This window comes from Streptomyces cyaneochromogenes (genome assembly GCF_003963535.1).
In the GTDB taxonomy this organism is placed as follows: domain Bacteria; phylum Actinomycetota; class Actinomycetes; order Streptomycetales; family Streptomycetaceae; genus Streptomyces; species Streptomyces shaanxiensis.
This window is the reverse complement of record NZ_CP034539.1, coordinates 9,100,090-9,124,992: the sequence shown is the minus strand read 5'-3', so window position 1 is coordinate 9,124,992 and position 24,903 is coordinate 9,100,090. Positions and strand designations below refer to the sequence as shown.

Sequence of the window (24,903 nt, the reverse complement as noted above, 5' to 3'; positions counted from 1 at the left end):
CTCCCCCCTGACCTACCTCTCGCAAGACCCGTACTCAAGGAAGCGAACACCCCCATGCGAATCGGCATCCTCGGCCTCGGCCGCATCGGCGCCTTCCACGCCGAGACCCTCTCCGGACTCGACGCGGTCGACTCCCTCGTCGTCACCGACCCGTTCGCGGACGCCGCCAAGGCCGCCGCGGAGCGGTTCGGCGCCGAGGTCGTGGACTCGCCCGACGCCCTGCTGGCGGCCGGCGTGGACGGCATCGTCGTCGCGGCCGCGACCGACGCCCACCCCGCGCTGATCCTGGCCGGCGTCGAGGCGGGCATCCCCGTCTTCTGCGAGAAGCCCGTCGCCAGGACCATGAGCGAGGGCGTCGAGGTGCTGAAGGCCGTCCAGGGAAGCGACGTGCCGATCCAGATCGGCTACAACCGCCGCTTCGACACCGGCTTCGTCAACGCCCGCGCCGCCGTGCAAAGCGGCGAGCTCGGCAAGCTGCACACGGTCCGCTCGACCACGCTCGACCCGGCGCCGCCGCCGGCCGCGTACATCGCCGCCTCCGGTGGCATCTTCCGGGACTGTTCGGTGCACGACTTCGACATCATCCGCTGGGTGACCGGCCGTGAGGTGACCGAGGTGTACGCCGTCGGCGGCAACAAGGGCGCCGACTACATCAAGGAGGCGGGCGACGCCGACACCACCGGCGCGATCCTCACCCTGGACGACGGCACCATCGCGGTGGTGTCCAACTCCCGCCACAACGCCCGCGGTTATGACGTCCGCATGGAGATCCACGGCTTCCAGGACAGCATCGCCGTGGGCCTGGAGGACAAGCTGCCGCTGAGGTCGGTCGAGCCCGGCGTGTCCTTCCCCTCCGGCACCCCGCACGACTTCTTCATGGACCGCTTCACCGCCGCCTACCGCGCCGAACTCACCGCGTTCACCGAGGTCGTGGCGGGCACCCGGCCGTCCCCGTGCACGATCGAGGACGCCCTGGAGGCCGGCTGGATCGCCGATGCGTGCACACTGTCGCTGCACGAGCACCGTCCGGTGACGATCGAGGAGGTACGGCAGGGATGAACGACACGAGCCCGCAGCCGCTGCGCATCGGAGTGCTGGGCGCGGCACGCATCACGGAGCTCTCCCTCGTCGGCCCGGCCCGCACGACCGGCCACCGCCTCGTCGCGGTGGCCGCGCGCGACCGGTCCCGCGCCGAGGCGTTCGCCGACGAGCACGACGTGGAGCGGGTGGTGGACTCCTACGCCGACCTGCTCGCCGACCCCGAGGTGGAGGTGATCTACAACCCGCTCGCCAACGGCCTGCACGGGCCGTGGAACCTCGCCGCTCTCGCGGCCGGCAAGCACGTCCTGTCGGAGAAGCCGTCGGCGAGCAACGCCGAGGAGGCGGCCGAGGTGCTCCAGGCGGCGGCGAAGGCCGGGACCGTCTTCATGGAGGCGTTCCACTACCTCTTCCACCCGGTCACCCGGCGCCTGCACGAGATCCTGGCGAGCGGCGAACTCGGCGAACTGCGGCGGGTGGAGACGCTGGTGGCGATACCCGCCCCGGGTGACGCCGACCCGCGCTGGTCGCTGCCGCTCGCGGGCGGCGCCGTGATGGACCTCGGCTGCTACAGCCTGCACGCGGTGCGGATGCTCGCGCCCTGGGCGGGCGGGGCGCCGCGCCTCGTCTGTGCGCGCGGCGGGGAGCGGCCGGGTGCGCCGGGTGTCGACGAGTGGCTGGACGCCGAGCTGGAGTTCCCCGGCGGGGCGACCGCGTCCGCGCGCTGCCACATGGCCTACGACGGCCTTCAGATGAGCTGCCGGATCGTCGGCTCGCAGGGTGAGGCGTTCGCGCCGAACTTCGTGCTGCCGCACCGCGACGACCGGGTCGTGGTGCGTACGGCGGACGGCGAGCGGACGGAGCGGCTGGGCACGCGCTCGTCGTACACCTACCAGCTGGAGGCGTTCGCCGCGCACATCCGCCGGGACGCGCCCCTCGCACTGGACGCGGAGGACGCGCTGGCCACGATGACGCTGATCGACGAGGCGTACCGCGCGGCCGGCTTCGAGCCACGGCCGCGTACGGCGTTCGCGGGCTGACCCGCAGGTACGAGAACGGGGGCCGGGGAGCATCTCCCCGGCCCTCAGCCGTCCTGCCGCCCCGGGGTCGTCGCCGAAGCCGTCGGCGCGCGTCGGGTTGGAGCCGACGACCCGTCATCCTCCGTACAGCGCGGGCCTGTCGACGAGTTCAACGGCGACCCGGCCGCCGTCCCGCAGCGACCGTACGCCCGCCTCGCACACCGCGGCGACCGCGTAGCCGTCCCAGGCGCTCGGTCCGACGACCTCGCCGCGCCGGGTGGCGTCGACCCAGGCCTGGACCTCACGGTCGTAGGCGTCCACGAAGCGTTCGACGAAGTCCTGGGCGATGGTGCCGCCCCAGCGGCCGGCCGCGTTGGTGACCATGGCGTGGCCGTCGCCGACGCGGGCCGTGCCGCGCTCGCAGACCACCTCGGCCTGGACCTGGTAGCCGAAGCCGCAGTTCACGAAGATCTCGACGTCTACGATGGCGCCGCCGTCGGTCTCGAAGAGCACGAACTGCGGGTCCTGGATGCCGTCCGGCGCGTTCCCGGAGGGCGTCGGGGCCAGCACGGTGACGGCCGTGATCTCGTGGCCGAGCAGCCAGCGCGTCACGTCCATCTCGTGCGTCACCGAGTCGTTGATGAGCATCTCGCTGGTCCAGCCGGGCGGGCTGGCGGCGTTGCGGTGCCGGTTGTGCACCATGAGCGGCCTGCCCAACTGGCCCGTCTCCAGAACGGCCTTGAGCTTCATGTACTCGGCGTCGTAGCGCCGCATGAAGCCGACCTGGACCCTGCGGTGGCCCAGCTTCCGCTCGGCCTCCACAACGCGCAGCGCGGACGCCGACTCGGGGGTGAGGGGTTTCTCGCACAGCACCGGCAGATCATGCTCGAAGGCGGTGAGCAGGGCCGCCTCATGGGCGGGGCCGGGGGAAGCGATGATCACCGCGTCGACGTCGGCCGCCGCCATCGCGGAGGCCGGGTCTGTGTGGGCGGTGCAGCCGTCGACGCGGGCCGCGACCGATTTGGCGCGCTCCGCGTCGACGTCCACTACGGCGGTCACCCGTGCCCCGCTGGTGACCTCCTGGATGCGACGCACATGGTCCGCACCCATCTTTCCGGTACCGATGACTGCGACTCCGAGCGCTTCCGGACGCTGGGTCATGACGATCGGCCGTCCTTTCGGGTCGTCAGGCGCCGCAGGACTTCAGGAACTTGCGGGTACGCACCGCGATGGGCAGCGGCTTGTCCGGCTCGCAGGGGTACATGTCCTGCTCGACGATCGCGAACAGGTCCACGTTGAGCTTCTGCGCGGCCTCCAGGACCGGTCCCAACTCCGGTACGCCGGACGGTGGTTCGCACATCACGCCGCGTTGGACCGCCGGCCCGAACGGAACCTCGTTCCTGACGACGTCCGCGAGGATCTCCGGGTCCACCTGCTTGAGGTGCAGATACCCGATGCGCTCGCCGTAGGTCTCGATCAGCTTGACGCTGTCGCCGCCGCAGTAGGCGTAGTGACCCGTGTCGAGGCAGAGGTTGACCAGCTCGGAGTCGGTCGAGTCAAGGAAGCGCTCGACGTGGGCCTCGGTGTCGATGTGGGTGTCGGCGTGCGGGTGCACGACGATGTCGAGGCCGTACGTCTCCTTCACCTCGTGCCCGAGCCGCTCCATGCCCTTGGTCAGGTGAGCCCACTGCTCGCCGGTGAGCTCCGGCGGCTCCAGGATCTCGGCGGTCTTGTCGTCCCGCCAGAAGGAGGGGATCACGACCAGGTGCTTCGCCCCCATGGCCTGGGTGAGCGCGGCGACCTGGCTGACGTGCTCCCAGGTGGACTCCCAGACGGACGGGCCGCGGTGCAGGCCGGTGAAGACCGTACCCGCCGAGACCTTCAGGTTCCGCTGGTTCACCTCGTCGGTGAGGCGGGCCGGGTCGGTCGGCAGGTAGCCGTACGGTCCCAGCTCGATCCAGGAGTAGCCGGCCTCGGCGACCTCGTTCAGGAAGCGTTCCCAGGGCACCTGTACGGGGTCGTCGGGGAACCAGACGCCCCAGGAGTCCGGGGCGGAGCCGACCCGGATGCGGTCCAGCACAGGGGGCATGTCAGGACTTCCCTTCGGGTGCCGTCACCACGGGTGCGGTGAGGTCTCCCGCTTCGGGGAGTTCCTCGACGTCCACGCCTCGCACCTGCGCCAACTCGTGCTTGAGCGCGGCGAGTTCGGTGCCGCCCGCCATGTGGTTGGTGAGCTCCTCGAGGCTGACCTCGTCGCGGGAGGCGTTCAGCTCCATGGTGCCGAGGCGCAGGACGCTGAAGTGGTCGCCGACCATGTAGGCGTGGTGGGGGTTGTGGGTGATGAAGATGACGCCGAGGCCGCGGTCGCGGGCGGCGGCGATGTACTTCAGCACGACACCGGACTGCTTGACGCCGAGGGCGGCCGTCGGCTCGTCCAGGATGAGGACGCGGGCGCCGAAGTAGACGGCGCGGGCGATGGCCACGCACTGGCGCTGGCCGCCGGAGAGGGTGCCGATGGGCTGTTCCAGGTCGTCGAGGACGATGCCCATGTTGCGCAGTTCCTGGTCGGCCGTCTTCTTCATCTTCTCGATGTCGAGGCGGCGGATCGGCCAGGGGCCCTTGGTCATCTCGGAGCCGAGGAAGAAGTTGCGCCACACCGGCATCAACGGGACCACGGCGAGGTCCTGGTAGACGGTGGCGATGCCCTTGTCGAGGGCCTCGCGCGGGGTGGTGAACCGCACGGGGGCGTTGTCCACGAGGAACTCGCCCTCGGTGTGCTGGTGCAGACCCGAGATGATCTTGATCAACGTCGACTTGCCGGCGCCGTTGTCGCCGAGCACACAGGTGACCTGACTGGGGAACACCTTCAGGTCGACGCCGTGCAGGGCACGGATGTTGCCGTAGGACTTGCCGGCGCCGCGGAGTTCGACGATCGGGGCGTCCTTCTCGGGGGCCTTGTCGGCGACGACGGCGCCGTGGGTGCCGGTTTCGTTGGTGGATGTCATCGCGGTCACCTCCTGGTCGCCGTGCGGCTGACCCACAGATTGATCAGGACGGCGCCGAGCAGCATCACGCCGAGGAACGCCTTGAACCAGTCGGGGTTCCAGCCGGCGTAGACGATGCCCTGCTGCACCATGCCGAACATGAACGCACCGAAGACCGGGCCGATCGCCGAACCGGCACCACCGGTCAGCAGACAGCCGCCGATGACCGCCGCGGCGATGTAGATGAGCTCCTGGCCCACACCCTCACCCGACTGCACGGTGTTGAACGAGAACAGCTGGTGCATACCGACGAACCAGGCACCGAAGCCGACCAGCATGAACAGCGAGATCTTCGTGAAGGTCACCGGCACACCCACCGCGCGGGCGGACTGCTGGTTGCCGCCGACCGCGAAGATCCAGTTGCCGTACTTCGTGCGCAGCAGCACCCAGGTGGCGATGGCCGCGAAGACCAGCCACCACACCACCGTGATCTTCACGTTGACGCCGCCGACATCGAACGACGACGCGAAGAGCGCCTTGGCCTGCTCGAAGCCGTCCATGTCGCTGATGTCGTCCGTGGCCACGTTGCCGGTGACCAGCTTGGTCACCGCCAGGTTCACGCCCTGCAGGATCAGGAACGTGCCCAGCGTGACCAGGAAGCTCGGCAGACCGGTCTTCACCAGCATCCAGCCGTTGAACAGCCCCACACCCAGCGACACGACCAGGGCGACGATCACGCCGACCCAGACATTCATCGTCAGCTGGTAGCTGATCATGCTCGCCGTCAGCGCCGAGGTGATCACCGCGACACCGGCCGAGAGGTCGAACTCGCCGCCGATCATCAGCAGCGCGACCGGCAGTGCCATGATCCCGATCGTCGACGACTGGTACAGGATGTTGGCCATCGAGCTGCCGTCGCGCACCGGCGGCGCCGTGATCAGGAAGAAGATCAGCACCGCAACCGCGCCGAGGAACACTCCGACCTCGGGTCGGGCCAACAGCCTCAGCGCCAAGGGACGTTCGGCCGTCCGCCCGTCCTTCTCCTTGCCCGGGCCGGGGGCCGGCGGTGTGGTCACCGCCGGCTCAGCCTGTTGGGTCATGCTCGTCACCGGGTTCCCTTCGCGGCGTACTTGTCGATCGTCTCGACGTTCGTCTTGTCGACGAAGGCCGGGCCGGTCAGCACCGGCTGCTCGCCGCCGCCCATGTAGTTGCCGTTGTTCTTGTAGAGCCACAGGGAGTCGATCGCCAGGTAGCCCTGCAGGTAGGGCTGCTGGTCGACGGCGAACTCGATGGAGCCCTCGCTGATCGCTCCGGTCAGCTGCTTGTTGAGGTCGAAGGTGGCGACCTTCGCCTTGCTGCCCGTCTCCTCGACCGACTGCGCGGCCGTCAGCGCGAACGGGGCGCCGAGGGTGACGACGTAGTCGAGGTCGCTCTCCTGCTTGAGTTTGGCGGTGATCGTCGACTTCACGGACGGCATGTCGGTGCCATTGACGTTGAGGGTCTCCGTGGTGCCCTCGAACGTCTTCTTCACGCCGTCGCAGCGCTGCGTGAGGCCGATGTTGCCCTGCTCCTGGATCACACAGACGGCCTTCTTGGCGCCGGCCTCGTTCAGCCGCTTGCCGAGCGCCTCGCCGGCCACGGTCTCGTCCTGGCCGAAGAACTCCATGAGGCCGAGCTTCTGCCACTCGCTGACACCGGAGTTGAGGCCGACAACGGGTATGTTCGCCGCCTTCGCCTTGGCCACGACGTCCTTGAGGGCGTCCGGCTTGGCGAGGGTGATCGCGATGCCGTCGACCTTCTGGTCGATCGCGTTCTGGACCAGGTTGGCCTGGGTGCCCGCGTTCGGGTCGGCCGAGTAGATCAGCTCGACGTTGTCCTTCGCGGCGGCGGCCTCGGCACCCTTGCGGACGATGTCCCAGAAGGTGTCACCGGGCGACTGGTGGGTGACCAGGGCGACCTTCATACGGGGAGTGTCGGCCTTGCCCGCGGAGGCGCCCTGCGCGCTCTCCTCGGCCTCCTTGCCGCCGGAGCTGCTGGAGCATCCGGCGAGCGTCAGCGCTGCCGCTGCGGCCACGGCCACCACGGGGGCCAGTCTGCGGGAGCGAGAGTAAGAGCGGTCCATCTTTCCAGCACCTCACTGTGCGACGGGGGTGTTGCGACGGGGGAAAGGGACGATCACTGGGATCGATGGCCCGGACCAGTGGGAGAGAGCCCGGGTCGTGTGCCGTGGAACACGGCGGTTTCGCTGAGACGGGATCCAAGTCCCTGGATGCACACGCTGTCAATACTTTGTTAAGACATCATTTCACAAGCAGGTCCGAATGTAAGTACAAAGTATTGACAGCGTCGGCCTCCACGTCCTACACCTGGGAGGCGGCAGGCCCCCTGGGGGCCCCACCCCCAGCCCAGCTCTAGGAGCGTTACGCATGGCCGAGTCAGCCAAGCCCTTCGACTTGATCACGATGGGAAGGATAGGAGTCGATCTCTACCCCCTGCAGTCTGGCCTACCTCTGACGCAGGTGGAGACGTTCGGCAAATTCCTCGGAGGCTCGGCCGCGAACGTCGCCGTCGCCGCCGCCCGGCTCGGCCGAACCGCCGCCGTGATCACCCGCACCGGCGACGATCCCTTCGGCGCCTACCTGCACGAAGCCCTCAAGAACTTCGGTGTCGACGACCGCTGGGTGACGCCCGTCGCGGCGTATCCGACGCCGGTGACGTTCTGCGAGATCTTCCCGCCGGACGACTTCCCGCTGTACTTCTACCGGCAGCCTAAGGCGCCTGACCTGGAGATACACTCCGACGAGCTGGACTACTGGGCCATCCGCTCGGCCCGCGTGTTCTGGATCACCGGCACCGGCCTGAGCGAGGAGCCGAGCCGCTCCGCCACCCTCGCCGCCCTCAAGGCGCGCGACAAGGCGGGCACCACGGTCTTCGACCTCGACTGGCGCCCGGCGTTCTGGAAAGGCACAGCCTGGCGCGACCCGCAGGAGGCCCGCCCGTACTACGCCGAGGCCCTGCGGCACACGACGGTCGCGGTCGGCAACCTCGACGAGTGCGAGGTCGCCACGGGGGTGCGCGAGCCGCGCGCCTGCGCCGAGGCGCTGCTGGCCGCCGGTGTGGAGCTCGCGGTCGTCAAGCAGGGCCCCAGGGGCGTGCTGGCGGTGCACCGCGACGGTACGGAGGCCGAGGTGCCGCCGGTGCCGGTCGAGGTGGCCAACGGCCTCGGCGCGGGCGACGCCTTCGGCGGCTCGCTGGTCCACGGGCTGCTGTCCGGCTGGGATCTGGCGGAAACCATGCGGTACGCCAACGCCGCCGGCGCCCTCGTCGCCTCCCGCCTGGCCTGCTCCTCGGCGATGCCCACCGAGTCCGAGGTCGAGGACCTCCTCGCACGGGCGTCGTGACTCCCGGCCGAGCCATCCCTGAAACGGAGCTTCCCTTGAGCATCACCATCCCCGACCTCACCGCGGTCAGAGCCCGGCACCCCGAGGCGATCGCCGAGGCCGCCGCCCGCCGGGTGCGCCGTCCGCTGGTCGGTGACAGCGGCCGCCTGATGATCGTGGCCGCCGACCATCCGGCCCGCGGCGCCCTCGGTGTCGGCGACCGGCGGCTGGCCATGGCCAACCGGGCCGATCTGCTGGAGCGCCTGTGCGTCGCGCTGTCGCGGCCCGGCGTGGACGGAGTGCTGGCCACCGCCGACATCCTGGAGGACCTACTGCTCCTCGGCGTCCTCGACGACAAGGTTGTCATGGGATCCATGAACCGCGGCGGCCTGGCCGGTGCGTCCTTCGAGATGGACGACCGCTTCACCGGCCACCGCGCCGAGGACATCGACCGGCTGCGCTTCGACGCGGGCAAGCTGCTGGTCCGTATCGACTACGACGACCCGGGCTCGCTGACCACCCTGGAGACCACGGCCCGCGCCATCGACGACATGGCCGCGCTCCGGCTCCCGCTGTTCGTCGAGCCGTTCATCTCCCGGCGGATCGACGGCAAGGTGCGCAACGACCTGTCCGCGGAGGCCGTCACCAGGTCGATCGCCATAGCGTCGGGCCTGGGCGGCACCTCTGCCTACACCTGGCTGAAACTGCCCGTCACCGATGACCCCGAGGACATGGCCGAGGTTCTGGAGACGTCCACGCTGCCCGTCGTGCTGCTGGGGGGTGAGGTCGGGGGCTCCGCCGAAGAACAAGCGGGGGCGTACGAGCGCTGGGGCAAGGCGCTCCAGCTCCCCACCGTCCAGGGCATGGTCGTCGGCCGTTCGCTGCTCTACCCGGCCGAGGGCAGCGTGGAGACGGCGGTGGACACGGCCGTCGGCCTGTTGTGACACGGATGGAGAGGCGGAGGAACACGATGACGTATCACCTTCCCGCGGGAAAGGCGCTCGGCGGCCCCTACGTCGTGGACGTCACGCCCGAGAAGGCCGGCTGGGGCTACTCCAGCCTGAAGGTCCTGGAGCTTCCGCCCGGCGGCTCGCACACCTTCGACACCGGCGACAGCGAGTGGATCGTGCTGCCGCTGAGCGGCGGCTGCACGGTGGAGACCGCGGACGATTTCGGCCATGACACGTTCCGGCTGACCGGCCGGGACAGCGTGTTCAGCGGCGTGAGCGACTTCGCCTACGCGCCGCGCGATGCCCGTACGACCGTCTCGTCCACCGGCGGCGGACGGTTCGCGCTGACCGGCGCGCGCTGCTCCCGGCGGCTGCCCGCCCGCTACGGACCGGCGTCGTCGGTGCCGGTGGAGCTGCGCGGCACGGGCAACTCCTCCCGCCAGGTGAACAACTTCGGCGCGGCGGCCCCCGCCGGAGGCGGTGATGGACAGGGTTTCGAGTGCGACAAGCTCATCGCGGTCGAGGTCATCACCCCGGGCGGCAACTGGTCGTCCTTCCCGCCGCACAAGCACGACGAGCACCGGCCCGGCGAGGAGTCTGTCCTCGAGGAGATCTACTACTTCGAGTTCGCCGACCACGAGGGCACCCCCGGCCTCGGCTACCAGCGCGTCTCCCCGTCCGGACACGGCCGGGGCACCGATGTGCTGGCCGAGGTGCGTGGCGGTGACGTCGTACTGATCCCCGACGGCTGGCACGGGCCCTCCATGGCCGTGCCCGGTCACCACATGTACTACCTCAACGTGATGGCAGGCCCCGAGGCCGAGCGCGCCTGGCTGATCTGCGACCACCCCGACCACGCCTGGATCCGCGGCACCTGGCCGGACCAGCCCGTCGACCCCCGTCTGCCCCTCTACACCGCTCCGTCCCAGTGAGGTCCCCGATGAGCCAGTCCACCGTCCGTCTGACCGTCGCCCAGGCGCTGGTGCGGTTCCTGTCCGTCCAGTACACCGAGCGCGACGGCGTACGGCACCGGCTGATCGCCGGCACCTGGGGCATCTTCGGCCACGGCAACGTGGCCGGCCTCGGCCAGGCCCTCCTCCAGGCGGGCGAGGACGTCATGCCCTACCACCAGGGCCGCAACGAGCAGTCCATGGTGCACGCGGCCGTCGGATACGCCCGCCAGCTCAACCGCCTCTCGGCGCAGGCGGTGACGACGTCGATCGGTCCGGGCGCCACCAACCTGGTGACGGGCGCGGCCCTGGCGACGATCAACCGGCTGCCCGTCCTGCTGCTCCCCGGCGACTACTTCGCCTCGCACGCCCCGGACCCGCTGCTCCAGCAGCTGGAGCACCCGACCGAGGCGGACGTGTCGGTCAACGACACCCTGCGGCCGGTCTCCCGCTACTTCGACCGGATCACCCGCCCCGAGGCCCTGATCCCGTCCGCGCTGAACGCCATGCGCGTGCTCGCCGACCCGGCCGAGACCGGCGCGGTGACCCTGGCCCTCCCCCAGGACGTCCAGGCCGAGGCGTACGACTGGCCGGAGGAGTTCTTCGCCGAGCGCGTCTGGTACGTACGGCGCCCCGCGCCCGACCCGGTCGAGCTGGCGGCGGCCGTCGAGGCGATCCGGGCCGCCGAGCGCCCCCTGATCGTCGCGGGCGGCGGCGTCCACCACAGCGAGGCCGAGGCGGCGCTCAAGGCCTTCGTCGAGGCGACCGGCATCCCCGTCTCCTCCACCCAGGCGGGCAAGGGCTCGCTCCGCTACGACCACCCCGCCGACCTGGGCGGCATCGGCCACACCGGCACGTCGGTCAGCGACGACATCGCCCGCGCCGCCGACCTGGTGATCGGCGTCGGCACCCGGTACACGGACTTCACCACCGCCTCCGGCACCCTCTTCCAGAACCCGGACGTGCGCTTCCTGAACCTCAACGTCACCGGCTTCGACGCGCACAAGCTGTCCGCACGCACGCTGGTCTGCGACGCGCGGGCGGGGCTCACCGCCCTGGCCGAGGCGCTCTCCGGCCATCGGGTGGACGCGGCGTACGAGGCCGAGTACGGCGCCGGCAAGGAGCGTTGGGACGCGGTCGTCGAGGCCGCCTACCGTGCCGACGACGAGAGCGCCGTACCGACGCAGACCCAGGTGCTGGGCGCGCTGGACGCGGTCGTCGGCGACGACGACGTGGTGATCAACGCGGCCGGTTCGCTCCCGGGCGATCTGCACAAGCTGTGGCGGTCCCGCTCGCCGCGCCAGTACCACCTGGAGTACGGCTACTCCTGCATGGGCTACGAGATTCCGGCCGGGATCGGCGTCCAGCAGGCCGCCCCGGACGTCACCGTGTGGTCGCTGGTCGGCGACGGCACCTATCTGATGATGCCGACGGAGATCGTCACCGCGGTCCAGGAGGGCCTGCCCGTCAACATCGTCCTGATCCAGAACCACGGCTACGCCTCCATCGGCGGACTGTCGGCGGAGATCGGCGCCGAGCGCTTCGGCACCGACTACCGCTACCGGGCCGCCGACGGCACCTTCACCGGCGCCCCGCTCCCCGTCGACCTGGCCGCCAACGCGGCCAGCCTCGGCATGGACGTGCTGCGTGCCAAGACGGTGGGCGAGCTGCGCGAGGCACTGGCCGCGGCCCGCGCCGACGACCGGCCGACCTGCGTGTACGTCGAGACGGACATCCTGAACCCGACCTCGCCGGGCGCCGAGGCCTGGTGGGACGTGCCCGTCGCCGAGGTCGCCTCCCGCGAGGCGGCCGTCGAGGCCCGCGAACGCTACGAGCAGCATGTCGCCGGACGCCGCCACCACCTCTGATCGCCGTCACCACCGCTGAACTCCCCCTTACGAAAGGCCCTTTCGCACCATGAAGACCATCACCCACTGGATCGACGGCAAGCCCGTCGAGGGCACCTCCGGCCGCTTCGGCGCCGTCTACAACCCGGCCACCGGCGCCCAGGAGAAGCAGGTCGCCTTCGCGACCGTCGACGAGGTGGACGCCGCCGTCGCCTCCGCCAAGGCCGCGTTCGAGAGCTGGGGCCAGTCCTCCCTGGCCAAGCGCACCGCGATCCTGTTCAAGTACCGCGAGCTGCTGGACGCCCACCGCGACGAGATCGCCGAGCTGATCACCGCCGAGCACGGCAAGGTGCACTCCGACGCGCTCGGCGAGGTCGCGCGCGGCATGGAGATCGTCGAGCTCGCGTGCGGGATCAGCGTGCAGCTCAAGGGCGAACTGTCGACGCAGGTGTCGACCCGGGTGGACGTGGCCTCGATCCGGCAGCCACTGGGCGTGGTCGCCGGCATCACGCCGTTCAACTTCCCGGCGATGGTGCCGATGTGGATGTTCCCGATCGCCATCGCGACAGGCAACACCTTCGTGCTGAAGCCGTCGGAGAAGGACCCGTCGGCGTCGTACCGGCTCGCCGAGCTGGCCACCGAGGCCGGACTGCCCGAGGGTGTGCTGAACATCGTGCAGGGCGACAAGGTGGCCGTGGACCGCCTGCTGGAGCACCCGGACATCGAGGCGGTGTCCTTCGTCGGCTCGACGCCGATCGCGAAGTACATCCAGCTCAAGGCGGTCGAGCACGGCAAGCGTGTGCAGGCCCTCGGCGGCGCCAAGAACCACATGCTGGTCCTGCCCGACGCCGACCTGGACTTCGCCGCCGACCAGGCGATCAACGCCGCGTACGGTTCGGCGGGCGAGCGCTGCATGGCCGTGTCGGTGGTGGTCGCGGTCGGCGACACGGGCGACGAGCTGGTCGGCAAGATCGCCGAGCGGGCGAAGGCCCTGCGCATCGGCCCCGGCAACGACCCGGCTTCCGAGATGGGCCCGCTGATCACGCGCGAGCACCGCGACAAGGTGGCGTCGTACGTGTCGTCGGCCGCCGAGCAGGGCGCCGAGGTCGTCGTCGACGGGACCGGCTACTCGGTCGAGGGACACCCCGAGTGCGCAGACGGCTTCTTCATCGGCGTCTCGCTGCTGGACAAGGTACCGCTGACGGCGGACGCGTACCGGGACGAGATCTTCGGTCCGGTGCTGGCGGTGGTGCGTGCGGAGACGTACGACGACGCCATCAAGCTGATCAACGACTCCCGTTGGGGCAACGGCACCGCGATCTTCACCCGCGACGGCGGCGCCGCCCGCCGCTTCCAGCTGGAGGTCAAGGCGGGCATGGTCGGCGTGAACGTGCCGATCCCGGTGCCGGTCGGCTACCACTCCTTCGGTGGCTGGAAGGACTCGCTCTTCGGCGATCTGCACATCTACGGCAACGACGGCATCGCCTTCTACACGCAGGGGAAGGTGATCACCACGCGCTGGCCGGACCCGTCGGACGGCGGCATCAACCTCGGGTTCCCCAGCAACTCCTGACACACCCGCAGGGGAACCACCACCCGCAGAGGGCCTGCCACCCGTAGAGGAATCACCAAAGGGAGGGACCATGGCGAAGACCCGCGGCTCCGCACGTGCCGCGTCCGCCTCAGCGCTGGACTCGCTGGACTTCGCCCTGGACCGGGGCAGTCCCGTGCCGCTGTACTACCAGCTCGCCCAGCGGCTGGAGTCGGCGATCGAGCACGGGGTCCTCGCCCCGGGCAACCTCCTGGGCAACGAGGTCGACCTGTCGGTGCGGCTGGGCCTGTCCCGGCCCACCGTCCGACAGGCGATCCAGTCACTCGTCGACAAGGGGCTGCTGGTCCGGCGCCGCGGGGTGGGCACCCAGGTGGTGCACAGTCAGGTGAAGCGGGGCCTGGAGCTCAGCAGCCTCTACGACGACCTGGAGGCGGCCGGACAGGGCCCGACCACGGAGGTCGTCCGCAACGAGCGCGTCCCGGCGACCGCGGACGTCGCGGCGGCCCTCGGCATCGCGGAGGGCGCGGAGGTCACGGTCCTGGAGCGGCTGCGCTGCACCCACGCCCAGCCCGTGGCCATCCTGTGCAACTACCTGCCCTCGAGCCTCCTCGACCTCGGCAACGCCCGCCTGGAGTCGACCGGCCTGTACCGGATGATGCGCGCCGCCGGCATCACCCTGCACAGCGCCCGCCAGACCATCGGCGCCCGCTGCGCCACCGCCGGGGAGGCCGAGCGCCTGGACGAGAAGGAGGGCGCGGCGCTGCTGACCATGCAGCGCACGGCGTACGACGACACGGGCCGCCCGGTCGAGTACGGCACGCACATCTACCGGGCGTCCCGGTACGCGTTCGACTTCCAGCTGCTGGTCAGGCCGTGAGACCCCCGGTGGCGATCAGGGCTTGAGGCTCTTGGTGAACGGGGTGACCGGCCGCGGCAGGCGTTCGCCGTCCACGACGAGGTCCACCGCCTCGTTGTAGAAGGCCAGGAGCCCCTTGACGGGGCTCACCGCGGCCAGCGGCTCGGCGTAGCTCCACAGGATGTTCCGCGGGACCTCGCCCTCGCCGCGCCAGTTCCAGTACTGGGCCCGGCCCTTGTACGGGCAGCCGGTGCGGTGGTCGGTGGGCTCGAACAGGTCGAGTCGGACGTCCTCGCGGGGCACGTAGTACCGCGTCGGCAGCCCGGTCTCGAACAGCAGCACAGGGCTGTGGGTGTCCGCGACGACGGTGCCGTCGATCTCGACCTGGACATGGCGGCTGCTGGGCATGGCGTCCACCCGTTTGTGCGGGTCGCGCGGGTGGATGAAGATCTCTTCCTCCTCCTCGTACCAGTGGTCGAGGCCGCTGTCCCACCGCCAGAACCATTCGAACGCGATGTGCCCGGCGAGGTCGGCGGCGGGGAACGTCCACGCCGCGTTCTCGACCAGCGCGCCGCCGGCCTCCAGGTCGTAGAAGATCTGCGAGCCGGTGTGCCTGCCCGTCGGCGGGTTCTTGGCCGGGCGCAGGAGGTCCGTGCGGACCTCCTCGCGCGGGAACGCGTAGCAGGGGACGGGCAGATCGGGTTCCCAGACCAGGACGGGGTGCCGGCTGTCGACGACGGTGACGTCACCCTTGCGGCCGCGCACCCAGCGTTCGCTGGGTTCCCACAGGAGGCCTTCGGGGGTCGTACGGACGTTCCGCTCGTTGGGGAACAGAGGCATGGACCATTCTCCTTCGGCTCCTTTTCGGAGCGTACTCCCGGAGCGGTCAGTGTGCCGCGTCGAGTCGGGCCCGCTGCTCCGAAGTCAGCTCCAGGTCCACCGCAGCCAGGTTCTCCTCCAGCTGGGCCACCGACGACGCACCGACCAGCGGGACGATCGGCAGCTCGGCATCGATCTGCCAGGCCAGCACGACCTGGTTGACGGTCGCGCCTGTCTCCCGGGCGACCTCGCGCAGCACCTTCAGACGGGCCGCACTGCCCGGATGGTCGAAGTCCGCGGGCAGCCTGTCCGGGTGGGCGTAGGCACCCTTCAGCAGCGGCGAGTAGGCGACCAGGGTGAGACCGGGTTCGGCCCGCAGGTAGCTCAGCAGCTCGGGGCCCGCGTGACCGAGGCTGCCGTCCGGGAACAGCCCCTCGGGTACGTCGATGCGGGGGCGCAGGTGGCTGTGCGCGTACTGGAGCACCTCGTAGCCGGACAGGCCGGCCGCGGCGGCGAGGGCGCGGGCCCGTTCCACCCGCCAGATCGCGTGGTTGCTGACACCGAGGAGACCGACCGTGCCCTCGGCGACCAGTTCGGCGAACCCCTCGACGGTCTCCTGGAGGGGGACCCGCTGGTCCTCGATGTGGGCGTAGAGCAGATCCAGCTTCGCCACGCCGAGCCGGTCGCGGCTGCGTTCGGCGGACTCGCGGATCACCTTCGCCGACAGGCCCTCGGCGTTGTCGACGTAGCTCGTGCCGGGGGCCAGCGGGCGGGCTCCGAGCTTGGTGGCGATGACGATCTCGTCACCGATGCCGCGGCTGCGCCGCCACCGGCCGAGCAGTTCCTCGCTCTGCCCGCCCTGCCCGCCGTCGATCCAGAAGGCGTAGTTGTCGGACGTGTCGATGAAGTTCCCGCCGGCCTCGACATAGCGGTCGAGTACGGCGAAGGAGGTCTCCTCGTCGGTCTGTGAGCCGAACAGCATCGCGCCGAGTGCCAGGACGCTGACCTCGCGGCGGCTGTTCGGGTCGGTGCCGATGGTGCGGTACTTCATCGTGTTCCCTCCGTTCGCGCCCGCGTTCGGGGCACGTGCCGGGAGTCTTCAGCTTGAAGCGCTCTCCAAGTCAAGCGGTCGCGTGCGGGCGGCAGCCTTGACTCCATGGGACCAATAGAGCAAAGTTGTACATATACACCGTAAATATACGGTGATTCTCCATGCTCTCAGCAGGAGTGTCCTGCCATGGCGAGCACAGCAGCCGAGGGAACTGAAGCTCCGTGGACCCCGTCGACCGTCCTGGTCACCGGTGGGGCCGGCTTCATCGGCAGTCATGCCTGCGTGGAACTCCTCGACCATGGCTACGAGGTGATCGTGGTTGACGACTACTCCAACAGCACTTCGCAGGTCTTCGCCCGCACGGAACGGATCGCCGGCCGCTTCGTCGGTGCCGTCTACGAGCTGGACATCCGTGATCGACATGCCCTGTCGGCCGTCTTCGACCGGCACTCCGTGGACGCCGTTGTGCACTTTGCCGCGCACAAGGCCACGGGCAGGTCGGCACGGATGCCCATCAAGTACTACGACATCAACGTCGGCGGCACGACCGCCCTGCTGGGAGCCATGCACGAGCACGGGGTGCACCGGCTCGTGTACCCGTCGTCCTACGCGGTCTACGGCGACGCCGGGCACGGGCCACTCGAGGTGACGACCCCGGCCCGGCCCGGCCATCCTTACGCGGCCTCGATGTGGATCTGCGAGCAGATCCTCGCGGACGTCTGCCGCCGCCACCCCGAGTACACCGTGCTGTGCCTGAGGCAGTCCACCACGTCCGGGGCCCACCCCAGCGGACTGCTCGGCCGACATCCCCGCGCCACCGACCACCTGATGCACCGTCTCGCCCAGGTGGCCGACGGTCGGCGCGAGCGCCTGGAGGTCTTCGGGGGCGACTACCCGACCCGCGACGGAACCGCGATCCGCGACTATCTCCATGTCGTGGACGCGGTCGAGGCGTACCGCGTCGCCCTCGACCATTTCGCCGACGGGCCGGGCATGCACGTCTACAACCTGGGTGTCGGGGAGGGCAGTTCCGTCCTTGACGTGGTCGCCGAGTTCTCCAAGGAATGCGGCAGGCCCATCCCGTACGACGTGGGGCCTCGCCGCCCCGGAGACGTCGCCGAACTCGTCGTCGACCCGACCGCGGTGACGCGGGCCTGGGGCTGGCGCCCCACCCGGGATCTCACCGACGTGTGCCGGGACGTCTGGCGTTTCCAGCGGCTCAACCCGCAGGGCTACGCCGACTCCGGCTGGCGACCGGACCCGGAGGAATAGTGCTGGTGTGGCCTTCGGCTTCCCGCAAGGCCCCTGAGGCGGTCCGGCAGCGGCGCGTGACACGGCCGCCGCCGGGACACCTCACGAACCGGCTCGCGAGCCGGGTGACAAGGTGCAACGGGGCACCGGCCGTGCCTACGATCGGTAAGGAAGCCCAAGTTGGCGCAGTGCGCGCAGCCCGGTGTCCTCCGATTCGGGGAGGCGCTTGACCTTGCTGCTGGCCCATCGGCTGATGGCCGCCCACATTGCGCTGGTCGTGGCCCTCACCGGCTTGTACATGACGCTCCCGGACCTGCTCACGCCCCTGTGGGCCGTCATCGGGCTGGCGGGTGCCGCCGCCGTCCTCATCGGCGTACACGTGAACCGGCCCGCGCACCGCTGGCCGTGGTGGGTGCTCGCCGCCGGGCTCCTGGCATTCGCCGCGGGCGACACGTACTACAACGTGCAGGAGGCGTACTTCGCCGCGTCCAATCCGTTCCCGTCCCCGGCGGACGCCTGCTACCTCGCCGTGTATCCCCTGTTCGCCGCGGGCCTGTTCGGTCTGGTGCGGTACCGCTGGGGGGGCCATGACCTGCCGAGCCTGCTGGACGCGCTGATCATCACCGCGGGGCTCGCCCTGCCGGTCTGGGTCTCCCTGGTGCAGCCGCTCGCCCGGCTGGAGGGCCTCACCTGGGAGCAGCGCGCGATCAGCATCGCCTACCCGCTCGGGGACATCCTGGTGCTGGCGCTCCTCGCGCGGCTCCTCACCCCCAGCCCCGGGTCCGGCCCCAACCGCGCCGTCCAGCTGCTCGTGCTGGGCACGCTCACGCTGCTCTGCTTCGACATCGCCTACGGGATCCTCCAGCTCAACAGCACATGGCAGACGGGCACTCTGCTGGACTCGGGCTGGATCGTCTTCTACACGGCGTGGGGGCTGGCGGCGCTGCACCCCTCGATGGCGGAGCTGACCGCGTCGGAGTCCCAGCCGCAATCCCTGCTGCCGCCCTGGCGCCGACTTCTGCTGCTCACCGCGGCCACGCTGATCCCGCCCACGATCCTCGTGTACGAGGAGCTCGTGGGCAGCGTGCGCGACGCGGCGGTCCTGGGCGCGTTCTCCAGTGTGTTGTTCCTGCTGGTGATCCTGCGGCTCGCGGTGATGGTCGTGGCGCACCGCAAGGCCGTGGCGCGGGAGCAGGCGCTGCGCACCGCGGCCGCCTCACTGGTGGCGGCGTTCTGGCCGGAGGAGGTCGCCCGGGCCTGCGACACGGCGGTCGCCACGCTGTTCGGGCCGAAGGACCCGCACGTGGCCGTGCTCCTGTCGCCCCAGGACGCCCAGAACCTGTACCGGCGCCTTGCCCGGTGCGCAGTCCCGATCGGTGGCCGATGGGTCACGGATCGCGCCGAGCCCCCGCGGAGCGGCCCGGCCGATCCCGCCCGCCACCGCACCCTCGTGCTTCCCGTCGCCATGTTCGGGCCGGAGGTCGCCGTCCGGCTCGGGGACGCACCGACAGCCCTGATCTGCCCCATGATCCAGCCCGACCGTCCGGGCGGCGGCGAGCTTCGGGGCGCGCTGCTGGTGGCCGGCCCCGAGCGGCAGCTGGCCGAGATGCGCGGCTCGCTGGAGATCCTGGCCTCGCACGCGGGCCTGGCGGCGGAGCGCATCACGCTGCGCCAGGAGATCATCCGCAGTGAGAGCGAGGCGTACTTCCGGACCCTGGTGCACAACGCCACGGACGTGATCCTCATCGTCAACGACGACACGACCGTCCGCTACGCCACCCCGTCCGCTCAGGCCGTGTTCGGCAGCGGCGTCGAGCTGACCGGGAGACAGCTGCCGGAGCTGCTCGATCGGCGGGAACGGGACCGGGTGATCCGGACTCTGACGACCCTGCTCAGCAGCGGGCGCCAGGAGGCGCACGACCACTGGTGGGTGGTGCGGGGGACGCGCCGCATCGAGGTGGAGGCGCGCTGCCGTGACCTGCGTCAGGACCGGACCGTCGGCGGTCTGGTCGTGACGCTGCGGGATGTCACCGAGCAGCGTCAACTGGAGCATGAGCTCACCGAGCGGGCCTTCCACGACTCGCTGACCGGTCTGCCCAACCGCACCCTGCTGCTGGAGCGGACGGAGCGCGCACTCCTTCGCAGCCGCCGGGAGTCGACGATCATCTGTCTGCTCTTCATCGACCTGGACGACTTCAAGATCGTCAACGACACGCTCGGCCACACGGTCGGTGACCGGCTGCTGCGCGCCGTGGGCGAGCGGCTGTCGGGGACGCTGCGCCGTACCGACACCGCGGCCCGACTCGGCGGCGACGAGTTCGCCGTGCTGATGGAGGACGCGAAACAGCCCCTCGACGCCGAACTCCTGGCCGCGCAGGTGATCCAGACACTCAACCGGCCGTTCCAGCTGGCCGAGGAGTCGGTGAACATCTCCGCCAGCGTGGGGGTGGCCACGGCCAGGGACAGCACGGACTCCGAGGAACTGCTGGCCCTCGCCGATCTGGCCCTGTACGCGGCCAAGGCCTCCGGGAAGCGCCAGTGGCGCCGCTTCCAGCCACAGCAGCGGGCCCGTGTGATGGAACGCCACGACCTCCAGGCTCGCCTCAACAGGGCGATCGCCCACGAGGAGTTCACCCTGTGCTACCAGCCGGTCGTGGACATCACCGCGGGCGAGGTCGTGGGCTTCGAGGCACTGGCCCGCTGGCCACGCCTCGGAAGCGATCCGGTGCCACCGGGGCAGTTCATCCCGCTCGCCGAGGAGACCGGCCACATCTCGGTGCTGGGCACCTGGGTGCTGCACCACGCCACGGCCGACATCGCCCGGCTGCAGCACAGCGCCCGGCGGACCAGTCCGCCGTACCTCAGTGTCAATGTCTCCGCGCGGCAGTGGCGGGACACGGGTTTCCTGAACGAGGTGTGCACGGCCCTGGACACCGCCGCCCTGCGCCGGGGCACGCTGCAGCTGGAGCTCACCGAGTCGGTGCTCATGCAGCGGACCGAGCAGATCGACACGCTCATCCGGGAGCTGAAGGACCTCGGCGTGCGCATCGCGGTGGACGACTTCGGCACCGGATACTCCTCGCTGCGCTATCTCCGGGACTTCCCCATCGACGTACTCAAGATCGACAAGACGTTCATCGACGACATCCCGCAGGACCCGCGACAGGTGGCCCTCGTCGAGGGCATCATCCACCTCGCCGACACGCTCGGGCTGCAGGTGATCGCCGAGGGCATAGAGAAGCAGCAGCAGTGGGAGCTGCTGGCGGACATCGGCTGCGGGTACGGGCAGGGATATCTGTTCGCCCGGCCGATGACGGTGGAGCAGTCAGAGGCCGTCCTGCAGCAGCGCGGCGGTGTCCGGCCGTCAACGCAGGCGTGAACGCGAGGAGCAACCATGCGCGCGATCGACGCCGACGTCGAACCCCCGCGACAGCGGCGTACCCCACGGTTGGACGACCTCGACCACCTGCGGCGGACCAGCCCCATGAGCGACGCCGTGCTGGACGAGGTGCGCGGCCGGCACATCCGCAGCGGCAGCCACTGGCTGATCGACTTCGCGTCCTGCAACTACCTCGGCTTCGACTGGGACCCCGAGATCATCGACGAGATCGAACCGACCGTACGGCGCTGGGGGACGCACCCCAGCTGGTCGCGGCTGCTGGGCAGCCCACGGCTCTACGCGGACATCGAGGAGCGGCTCGCCGCACTGCTCGGCGCACCGGACACGCTGCTGCTGCCCACCGCCACCCTCATCCACGCCTCGGTGATCCCGGTCCTCGCCGGTGCGGGCCACGTCTTCGTAGAGGCCAGGGCGCACAAAACGGTGTACGACGGCTGTGTGTCGGCCCGGGGTCAGGGCGCACGACTGCAGCGCTTCCGCGCCGACCGGCCCGACGAACTGGACGCCCTGCTGCGGGCCCTGCCGTCCGACGGGCCACGGCTGGTCTGCCTGGACGGTGTCGACAGCATGAGCGGGAACATTCCCGATCTTCCGGTACTGGCCGCGATCTGCCGGGACCGGGGCGCGACGCTGTACGTGGACGACACCCACGGTTTCGGTGTCATCGGGGAGCGGACGGGGTCGGAGCCCTGCCCGTACGGATCACGCGGCAACAGTGTCGTCCGGCACACGGGCGAGAGCTACGACGGCATCGTCCTCGTCGGCGGCTTCTCCAAGGCGTACTCGTCGCTGCTCGCCTTCCTCGCCCTGCCCTCCCCGCTGAAGGACCACCTGAAGACCGCCGCCGGTCCCTATCTCTATTCCGGTCCCTCGCCGACGGCGTCCCTGGCCACGGCGCTGGCCGGGCTGGCGGTCAACGACCGCCGTGGGGACGCGATCCGCGCCGACCTGTACGCCAAGACCGTGCGGGTCCTGCGGCACATGCGCGGCCTCGGCCTGGACACGCCCAGTGTCCGCGAGTTCCCGATCGTGGAGATCCCGCTCGCCGACGCGGCCGACCTGGACGCGGTCGCCCGGTTCCTGTGGGAGCGCGGCATCTACGTGACCCTCGCGGCGTATCCCCTCGTCCCCCGCGACCGGGTCGGCTTCCGGATCCAGGTCACGGCGCTCAACTCCGACGAGGACATCGACCGGCTGAACGACACGCTGAGCCGACTGGCCGAGCAGGGCGTCCTGGGACGCAGGAGGTGAGCGGGGCATGCCCGCCTTCGAGGCCCCCGGAGCCGTGCCGATCCGCAACGACGACGTGGACTGGGACAGCTGGCCGGTCCAGGACTACCTCGCCGAGAACTACCGCGAGCTGCACCCGTGCGACGCGGCGGTCATCGCCCACCACGCGGAGCTGTACCGGGAGCTGGTGCCCAGGAGCATCGGGCGGTCCGTGGAGTTCGGTGCCGGACCCAACCTGTACCCGCTCATGCTGGCCGCCTCCGTCAGCCGCCGCGTCGACGCCGTGGAGGCGGGCGCGGCCAACGTCGCCTATCTCACCGGGCAGCTCCGCCTCGGCCCCGACGCCAGCTGGCAACCCTTCTACGCGCTGTGCCGACGACACGTCCCGAGCCTTCCCGCGCCCCTCCCGGAGGCACTGTCGCGGGTACGGGTCGTCCACGGCGACGTCCGGGCTCTGCCGCCCGGCCGGTACGGACTCGCGTCGATGCACTTCGTGGCCGAGGGCGCGACGGAGGACTTCGCGGAGTTCACCGAGTTCTGCCGTCTCTTCGCCCGCAGCGTCGTCCCGGGCGGGTATCTGGTGGCCGCGTTCATGGAGAACATGCCGACGTACCGCATCGGCCGCGCCTCGCGCTGGCCGGGCTGCCCCGTGGACGCGGACGCCGTCCGGGAGGTGTTCACGCCGCTGACCGGCCGGCTCTCGGTGACCCGGATCAACGCCGACCCGACGCTGCCGGACTACGGCGACTCGGGGATGGTCCTGATGACAGGGCGAACGCCGTCTCCACCAGGGCGATGTGGCTGAACGCCTGCGGCGCGTTGCCCAGTTGACGGCCCGCGTCCGGGTCCCACTGCTCGGCGAGCAGGCCCACGTCGTTACGGATGGCGAGGGCCCGTTCGAAGACCTCCCGGGCCTGACCGGGATGCCCGGTGGCGGCGAGGGCATCGGCGTACCACAGGGTGCACGCCACGAACGTGCCCTCGCGGCCGCGCAGTCCGTCCACATCGTGCACGCCGTGGTCCGCGGCGCCGTACCGTCGGACGAACCCGCCGTGGTCCAGCCTCCGTACGGCCCGGACAGTGCCGCGCACCCGCTCGTCCCGGGCCGGCAGGAAGCCGAGCCTGGGGATCAGCAGGGTCGATGCGTCCAGGGCGGAAGAGCCGTAGGACTGCACGAAGGAGCCCTGCCGCGCGTCCCACCCCTCCCGGCAGACCTCCCGGTGCACCTCGTCCCGCAAAGCCCGCCACTGGTCCGAGGAACCATTGCGGCCGAGCGACTCCCCCATGCGCAGGGCCCGGTCGGCGGCCACCCAGGCCATCACCTTGGAGTGGACGAACTGCCGCCCCGGACCACGCACCTGCCACAGTCCTTGATCGGGTTCGCGCCAGTGCCGGACGAGGTGGCTCATCAGCGCCTCCACCACGCTCCACACCCGGGCGGGCATGGGTATCCCCGCCCGCAGCGACAGGCAGAGAGCGTCCAGGACCTCGCCGTACACGTCGAGCTGGAACTGGCCCTCCGCCGAGTTCCCGAACCGGACCGGCCGTGATCGCTCGTAGCCTGGCAGCCAGGACGCCTCGGTCTCGTGCAGGAGCCGCTGTCCCCCGACGCCGTACACGGTCTGCAGCTGGGCGGGGTCGCCGGCGATCGCCCGCATCAGCCAGTTCAGCCATGCCGTGGCCTCGTCGCGGTAGCCGCTGCGCAGCAGGCACGACAGGGTCAGGGCGGAGTCACGCAGCCAGCAGAACCGGTGGTCCCAGTTCCGTTCCCCTCCGATGCACCCGGGGAGCGAGGTGGTCGGTGCCGCGACGATGCCGCCCGTCGGGGCGTAGGTGAGCGCCTTGAGGGTGATGAGGGACCGAACCACCGCGTCCCGCCAGGGCCCTTCGTAGCAGCACCGGGCGGTCCAGCCCCGCCAGAAGTCACTGGTCTCCTTCAGCGCGGTCTCCGCCGGGACGGACAGGGACGCGGGCGCCCCAGGCAGGTGCGACGGCGACCACACGAGCGTCAGGGCCAGTCGCTGACCGGCCCGGACGGTGAAGTCGAGCCCGGTGGGATCCTGCCGGTCGGGCAGGTACACCGGCCCGTCGGCGTGGAGCCAGACCGCGTCCGGCCCGGCGACCGCCACGGTGCCGGACTCGGCGTCCCGGACCCACGGCACGACCCGGCCCTGGTGGAAACGCAGCCGCAGTTCGCTGCGCATGTGGACGGAACCCGACACACCCTCGACGACCCGGACCACACACGGCGACTGCGTACGCGGCGGCATGAAGTCCGTGACCCGGACGGCGTCGTTTCCGCTGCGCCACTCGGTTTCCAGGACCAGCGTGTCCCGCCGGTAGGCCCGGCGCGTACATCGCCCGCCGACACGCGGGGCCACCCGCCAGAAACCGTTGGCCCGAGTGCCCAGCAATGCGGCCAGGCATGCGGGAGAGTCGAATCGAGGCAGGCACAACCAGTCGATGGACCCGTCCGTGCCGACCATGGCGGCGGTTTCCAGGTCGCTGAGGAGGGCGTAATCCTCGATGGGTGAACTCATAATCGGGATTACGCCGTTGTGCACTTTGCCGTACTT

Annotated in this window: 20 protein-coding genes; 12 read left to right on the top strand and 8 right to left on the bottom strand. The window is 70.4% G+C overall.

The annotated features are described in order from the left end of the window. The first annotated feature begins 54 nt into the window (after positions 1–54). Positions 55–1,059 (top strand): Gfo/Idh/MocA family protein, encoded by a 1,005-nt coding sequence (locus EJ357_RS41170; RefSeq protein ID WP_126396978.1) that lies wholly within the window; start codon positions 55–57, stop codon positions 1,057–1,059. Continuing rightward, positions 1,056–2,078, top strand: a complete 1,023-nt coding sequence (locus EJ357_RS41165; RefSeq protein WP_126396976.1) for a Gfo/Idh/MocA family protein — start codon at positions 1,056–1,058, stop codon at positions 2,076–2,078. The genes EJ357_RS41170 and EJ357_RS41165 overlap by 4 nt, the downstream gene beginning before the upstream one ends. A 114-nt stretch (positions 2,079–2,192) precedes the next feature. Here the strand turns inward: EJ357_RS41165 and EJ357_RS41160 are convergent, their stop codons facing one another. The 5 genes from EJ357_RS41160 to EJ357_RS41140 are packed head-to-tail and all read right to left on the bottom strand — an operon-like array spanning position 2,193 to position 7,163. After that, the gene (locus EJ357_RS41160; RefSeq protein ID WP_126396974.1) at positions 2,193–3,218 is read right to left on the bottom strand and encodes a Gfo/Idh/MocA family protein; all 1,026 of its coding nucleotides are present in this window, start codon (positions 3,216–3,218) and stop codon (positions 2,193–2,195) included. A 25-nt stretch (positions 3,219–3,243) separates the two neighbouring features. Continuing rightward, positions 3,244–4,146: a sugar phosphate isomerase/epimerase family protein gene (locus tag EJ357_RS41155; RefSeq protein ID WP_126396972.1), complete on the bottom strand. Its 903-nt coding sequence runs from the start codon at positions 4,144–4,146 to the stop codon at positions 3,244–3,246. Position 4,147: 1 nt separating this feature from the next. Then, on the bottom strand, positions 4,148–5,062 hold the full coding sequence (locus tag EJ357_RS41150; protein WP_126396970.1) for an ATP-binding cassette domain-containing protein: 915 nt from the start codon (positions 5,060–5,062) through the stop codon (positions 4,148–4,150). A 5-nt stretch (positions 5,063–5,067) separates the two neighbouring features. Beyond that, the gene (locus tag EJ357_RS41145; protein WP_175647709.1) at positions 5,068–6,141 is read right to left on the bottom strand and encodes an ABC transporter permease; all 1,074 of its coding nucleotides are present in this window, start codon (positions 6,139–6,141) and stop codon (positions 5,068–5,070) included. 5 nt (positions 6,142–6,146) lie between these two features. Further along, positions 6,147–7,163 carry a sugar ABC transporter substrate-binding protein gene (locus EJ357_RS41140; protein WP_126396966.1) on the bottom strand — a complete coding sequence of 339 codons (1,017 nt, stop codon included), beginning with the start codon at positions 7,161–7,163 and terminating at the stop codon, positions 6,147–6,149. 304 nt (positions 7,164–7,467) lie between these two features. On the opposite strand from EJ357_RS41140, the gene iolC reads away from it, so the two are divergent. The 6 genes from iolC to EJ357_RS41110 all read left to right on the top strand — a co-directional run bounded on the left by iolC (position 7,468) and on the right by EJ357_RS41110 (position 14,597). After that, positions 7,468–8,442, top strand: coding sequence for a 5-dehydro-2-deoxygluconokinase (gene iolC, locus EJ357_RS41135; protein WP_126396964.1), 975 nt, complete (start codon positions 7,468–7,470; stop codon positions 8,440–8,442). Between the two features lie 35 nt (positions 8,443–8,477). After that, positions 8,478–9,365, top strand: a complete 888-nt coding sequence (locus EJ357_RS41130) for a Cgl0159 family (beta/alpha)8-fold protein (RefSeq protein WP_126396962.1) — start codon at positions 8,478–8,480, stop codon at positions 9,363–9,365. 26 nt (positions 9,366–9,391) lie between these two features. Then, entirely contained in the window at positions 9,392–10,303 is a 912-nt protein-coding gene (gene iolB, locus EJ357_RS41125; RefSeq protein WP_126396960.1) for a 5-deoxy-glucuronate isomerase, read from the top strand. Positions 10,304–10,311: 8 nt separating this feature from the next. After that, entirely contained in the window at positions 10,312–12,189 is a 1,878-nt protein-coding gene (gene iolD / locus EJ357_RS41120) for a 3D-(3,5/4)-trihydroxycyclohexane-1,2-dione acylhydrolase (decyclizing) (RefSeq protein ID WP_126396958.1), read from the top strand. Positions 12,190–12,238: 49 nt separating this feature from the next. Continuing rightward, a complete protein-coding gene (locus tag EJ357_RS41115; protein ID WP_126396956.1) occupies positions 12,239–13,741 on the top strand; it encodes a CoA-acylating methylmalonate-semialdehyde dehydrogenase in 1,503 nt (500 codons plus the stop codon). A gap of 70 nt (positions 13,742–13,811) precedes the next feature. After that, the gene (locus EJ357_RS41110) at positions 13,812–14,597 is read left to right on the top strand and encodes a GntR family transcriptional regulator (RefSeq protein ID WP_126396954.1); all 786 of its coding nucleotides are present in this window, start codon (positions 13,812–13,814) and stop codon (positions 14,595–14,597) included. 15 nt (positions 14,598–14,612) lie between these two features. On the opposite strand, the gene EJ357_RS41105 is transcribed toward EJ357_RS41110, so the two are convergent. Next, positions 14,613–15,416, bottom strand: a complete 804-nt coding sequence (locus EJ357_RS41105; RefSeq protein ID WP_126396952.1) for a DUF427 domain-containing protein — start codon at positions 15,414–15,416, stop codon at positions 14,613–14,615. A 46-nt stretch (positions 15,417–15,462) separates the two neighbouring features. Further along, a complete protein-coding gene (locus tag EJ357_RS41100) occupies positions 15,463–16,446 on the bottom strand; it encodes an aldo/keto reductase (protein ID WP_126396950.1) in 984 nt (327 codons plus the stop codon). Positions 16,447–16,632: 186 nt separating this feature from the next. Here EJ357_RS41100 and galE point away from each other — a divergent pair, with 186 nt between their 5' ends. The 4 genes from galE (at position 16,633) to EJ357_RS41085 (ending at position 23,132) form a co-directional block, all read left to right on the top strand. Then, the gene (gene galE / locus EJ357_RS41095) at positions 16,633–17,718 is read left to right on the top strand and encodes a UDP-glucose 4-epimerase GalE (protein WP_126396948.1); all 1,086 of its coding nucleotides are present in this window, start codon (positions 16,633–16,635) and stop codon (positions 17,716–17,718) included. Between the two features lie 205 nt (positions 17,719–17,923). Continuing rightward, positions 17,924–21,076, top strand: a complete 3,153-nt coding sequence (locus EJ357_RS41090) for an EAL domain-containing protein (RefSeq protein WP_323377675.1) — start codon at positions 17,924–17,926, stop codon at positions 21,074–21,076. 15 nt (positions 21,077–21,091) lie between these two features. After that, entirely contained in the window at positions 21,092–22,348 is a 1,257-nt protein-coding gene (locus EJ357_RS50625; RefSeq protein WP_323377673.1) for an aminotransferase class I/II-fold pyridoxal phosphate-dependent enzyme, read from the top strand. 7 nt (positions 22,349–22,355) lie between these two features. Beyond that, positions 22,356–23,132, top strand: coding sequence for a class I SAM-dependent methyltransferase (locus tag EJ357_RS41085; protein ID WP_228472766.1), 777 nt, complete (start codon positions 22,356–22,358; stop codon positions 23,130–23,132). Here the strand turns inward: EJ357_RS41085 and EJ357_RS41080 are convergent. Then, entirely contained in the window at positions 23,041–24,867 is a 1,827-nt protein-coding gene (locus EJ357_RS41080) for a glycoside hydrolase family 15 protein (protein ID WP_126396946.1), read from the bottom strand. The two genes, EJ357_RS41085 and EJ357_RS41080, sit on opposite strands and share 92 nt — an antisense overlap. Positions 24,868–24,903 lie beyond the last annotated feature (36 nt).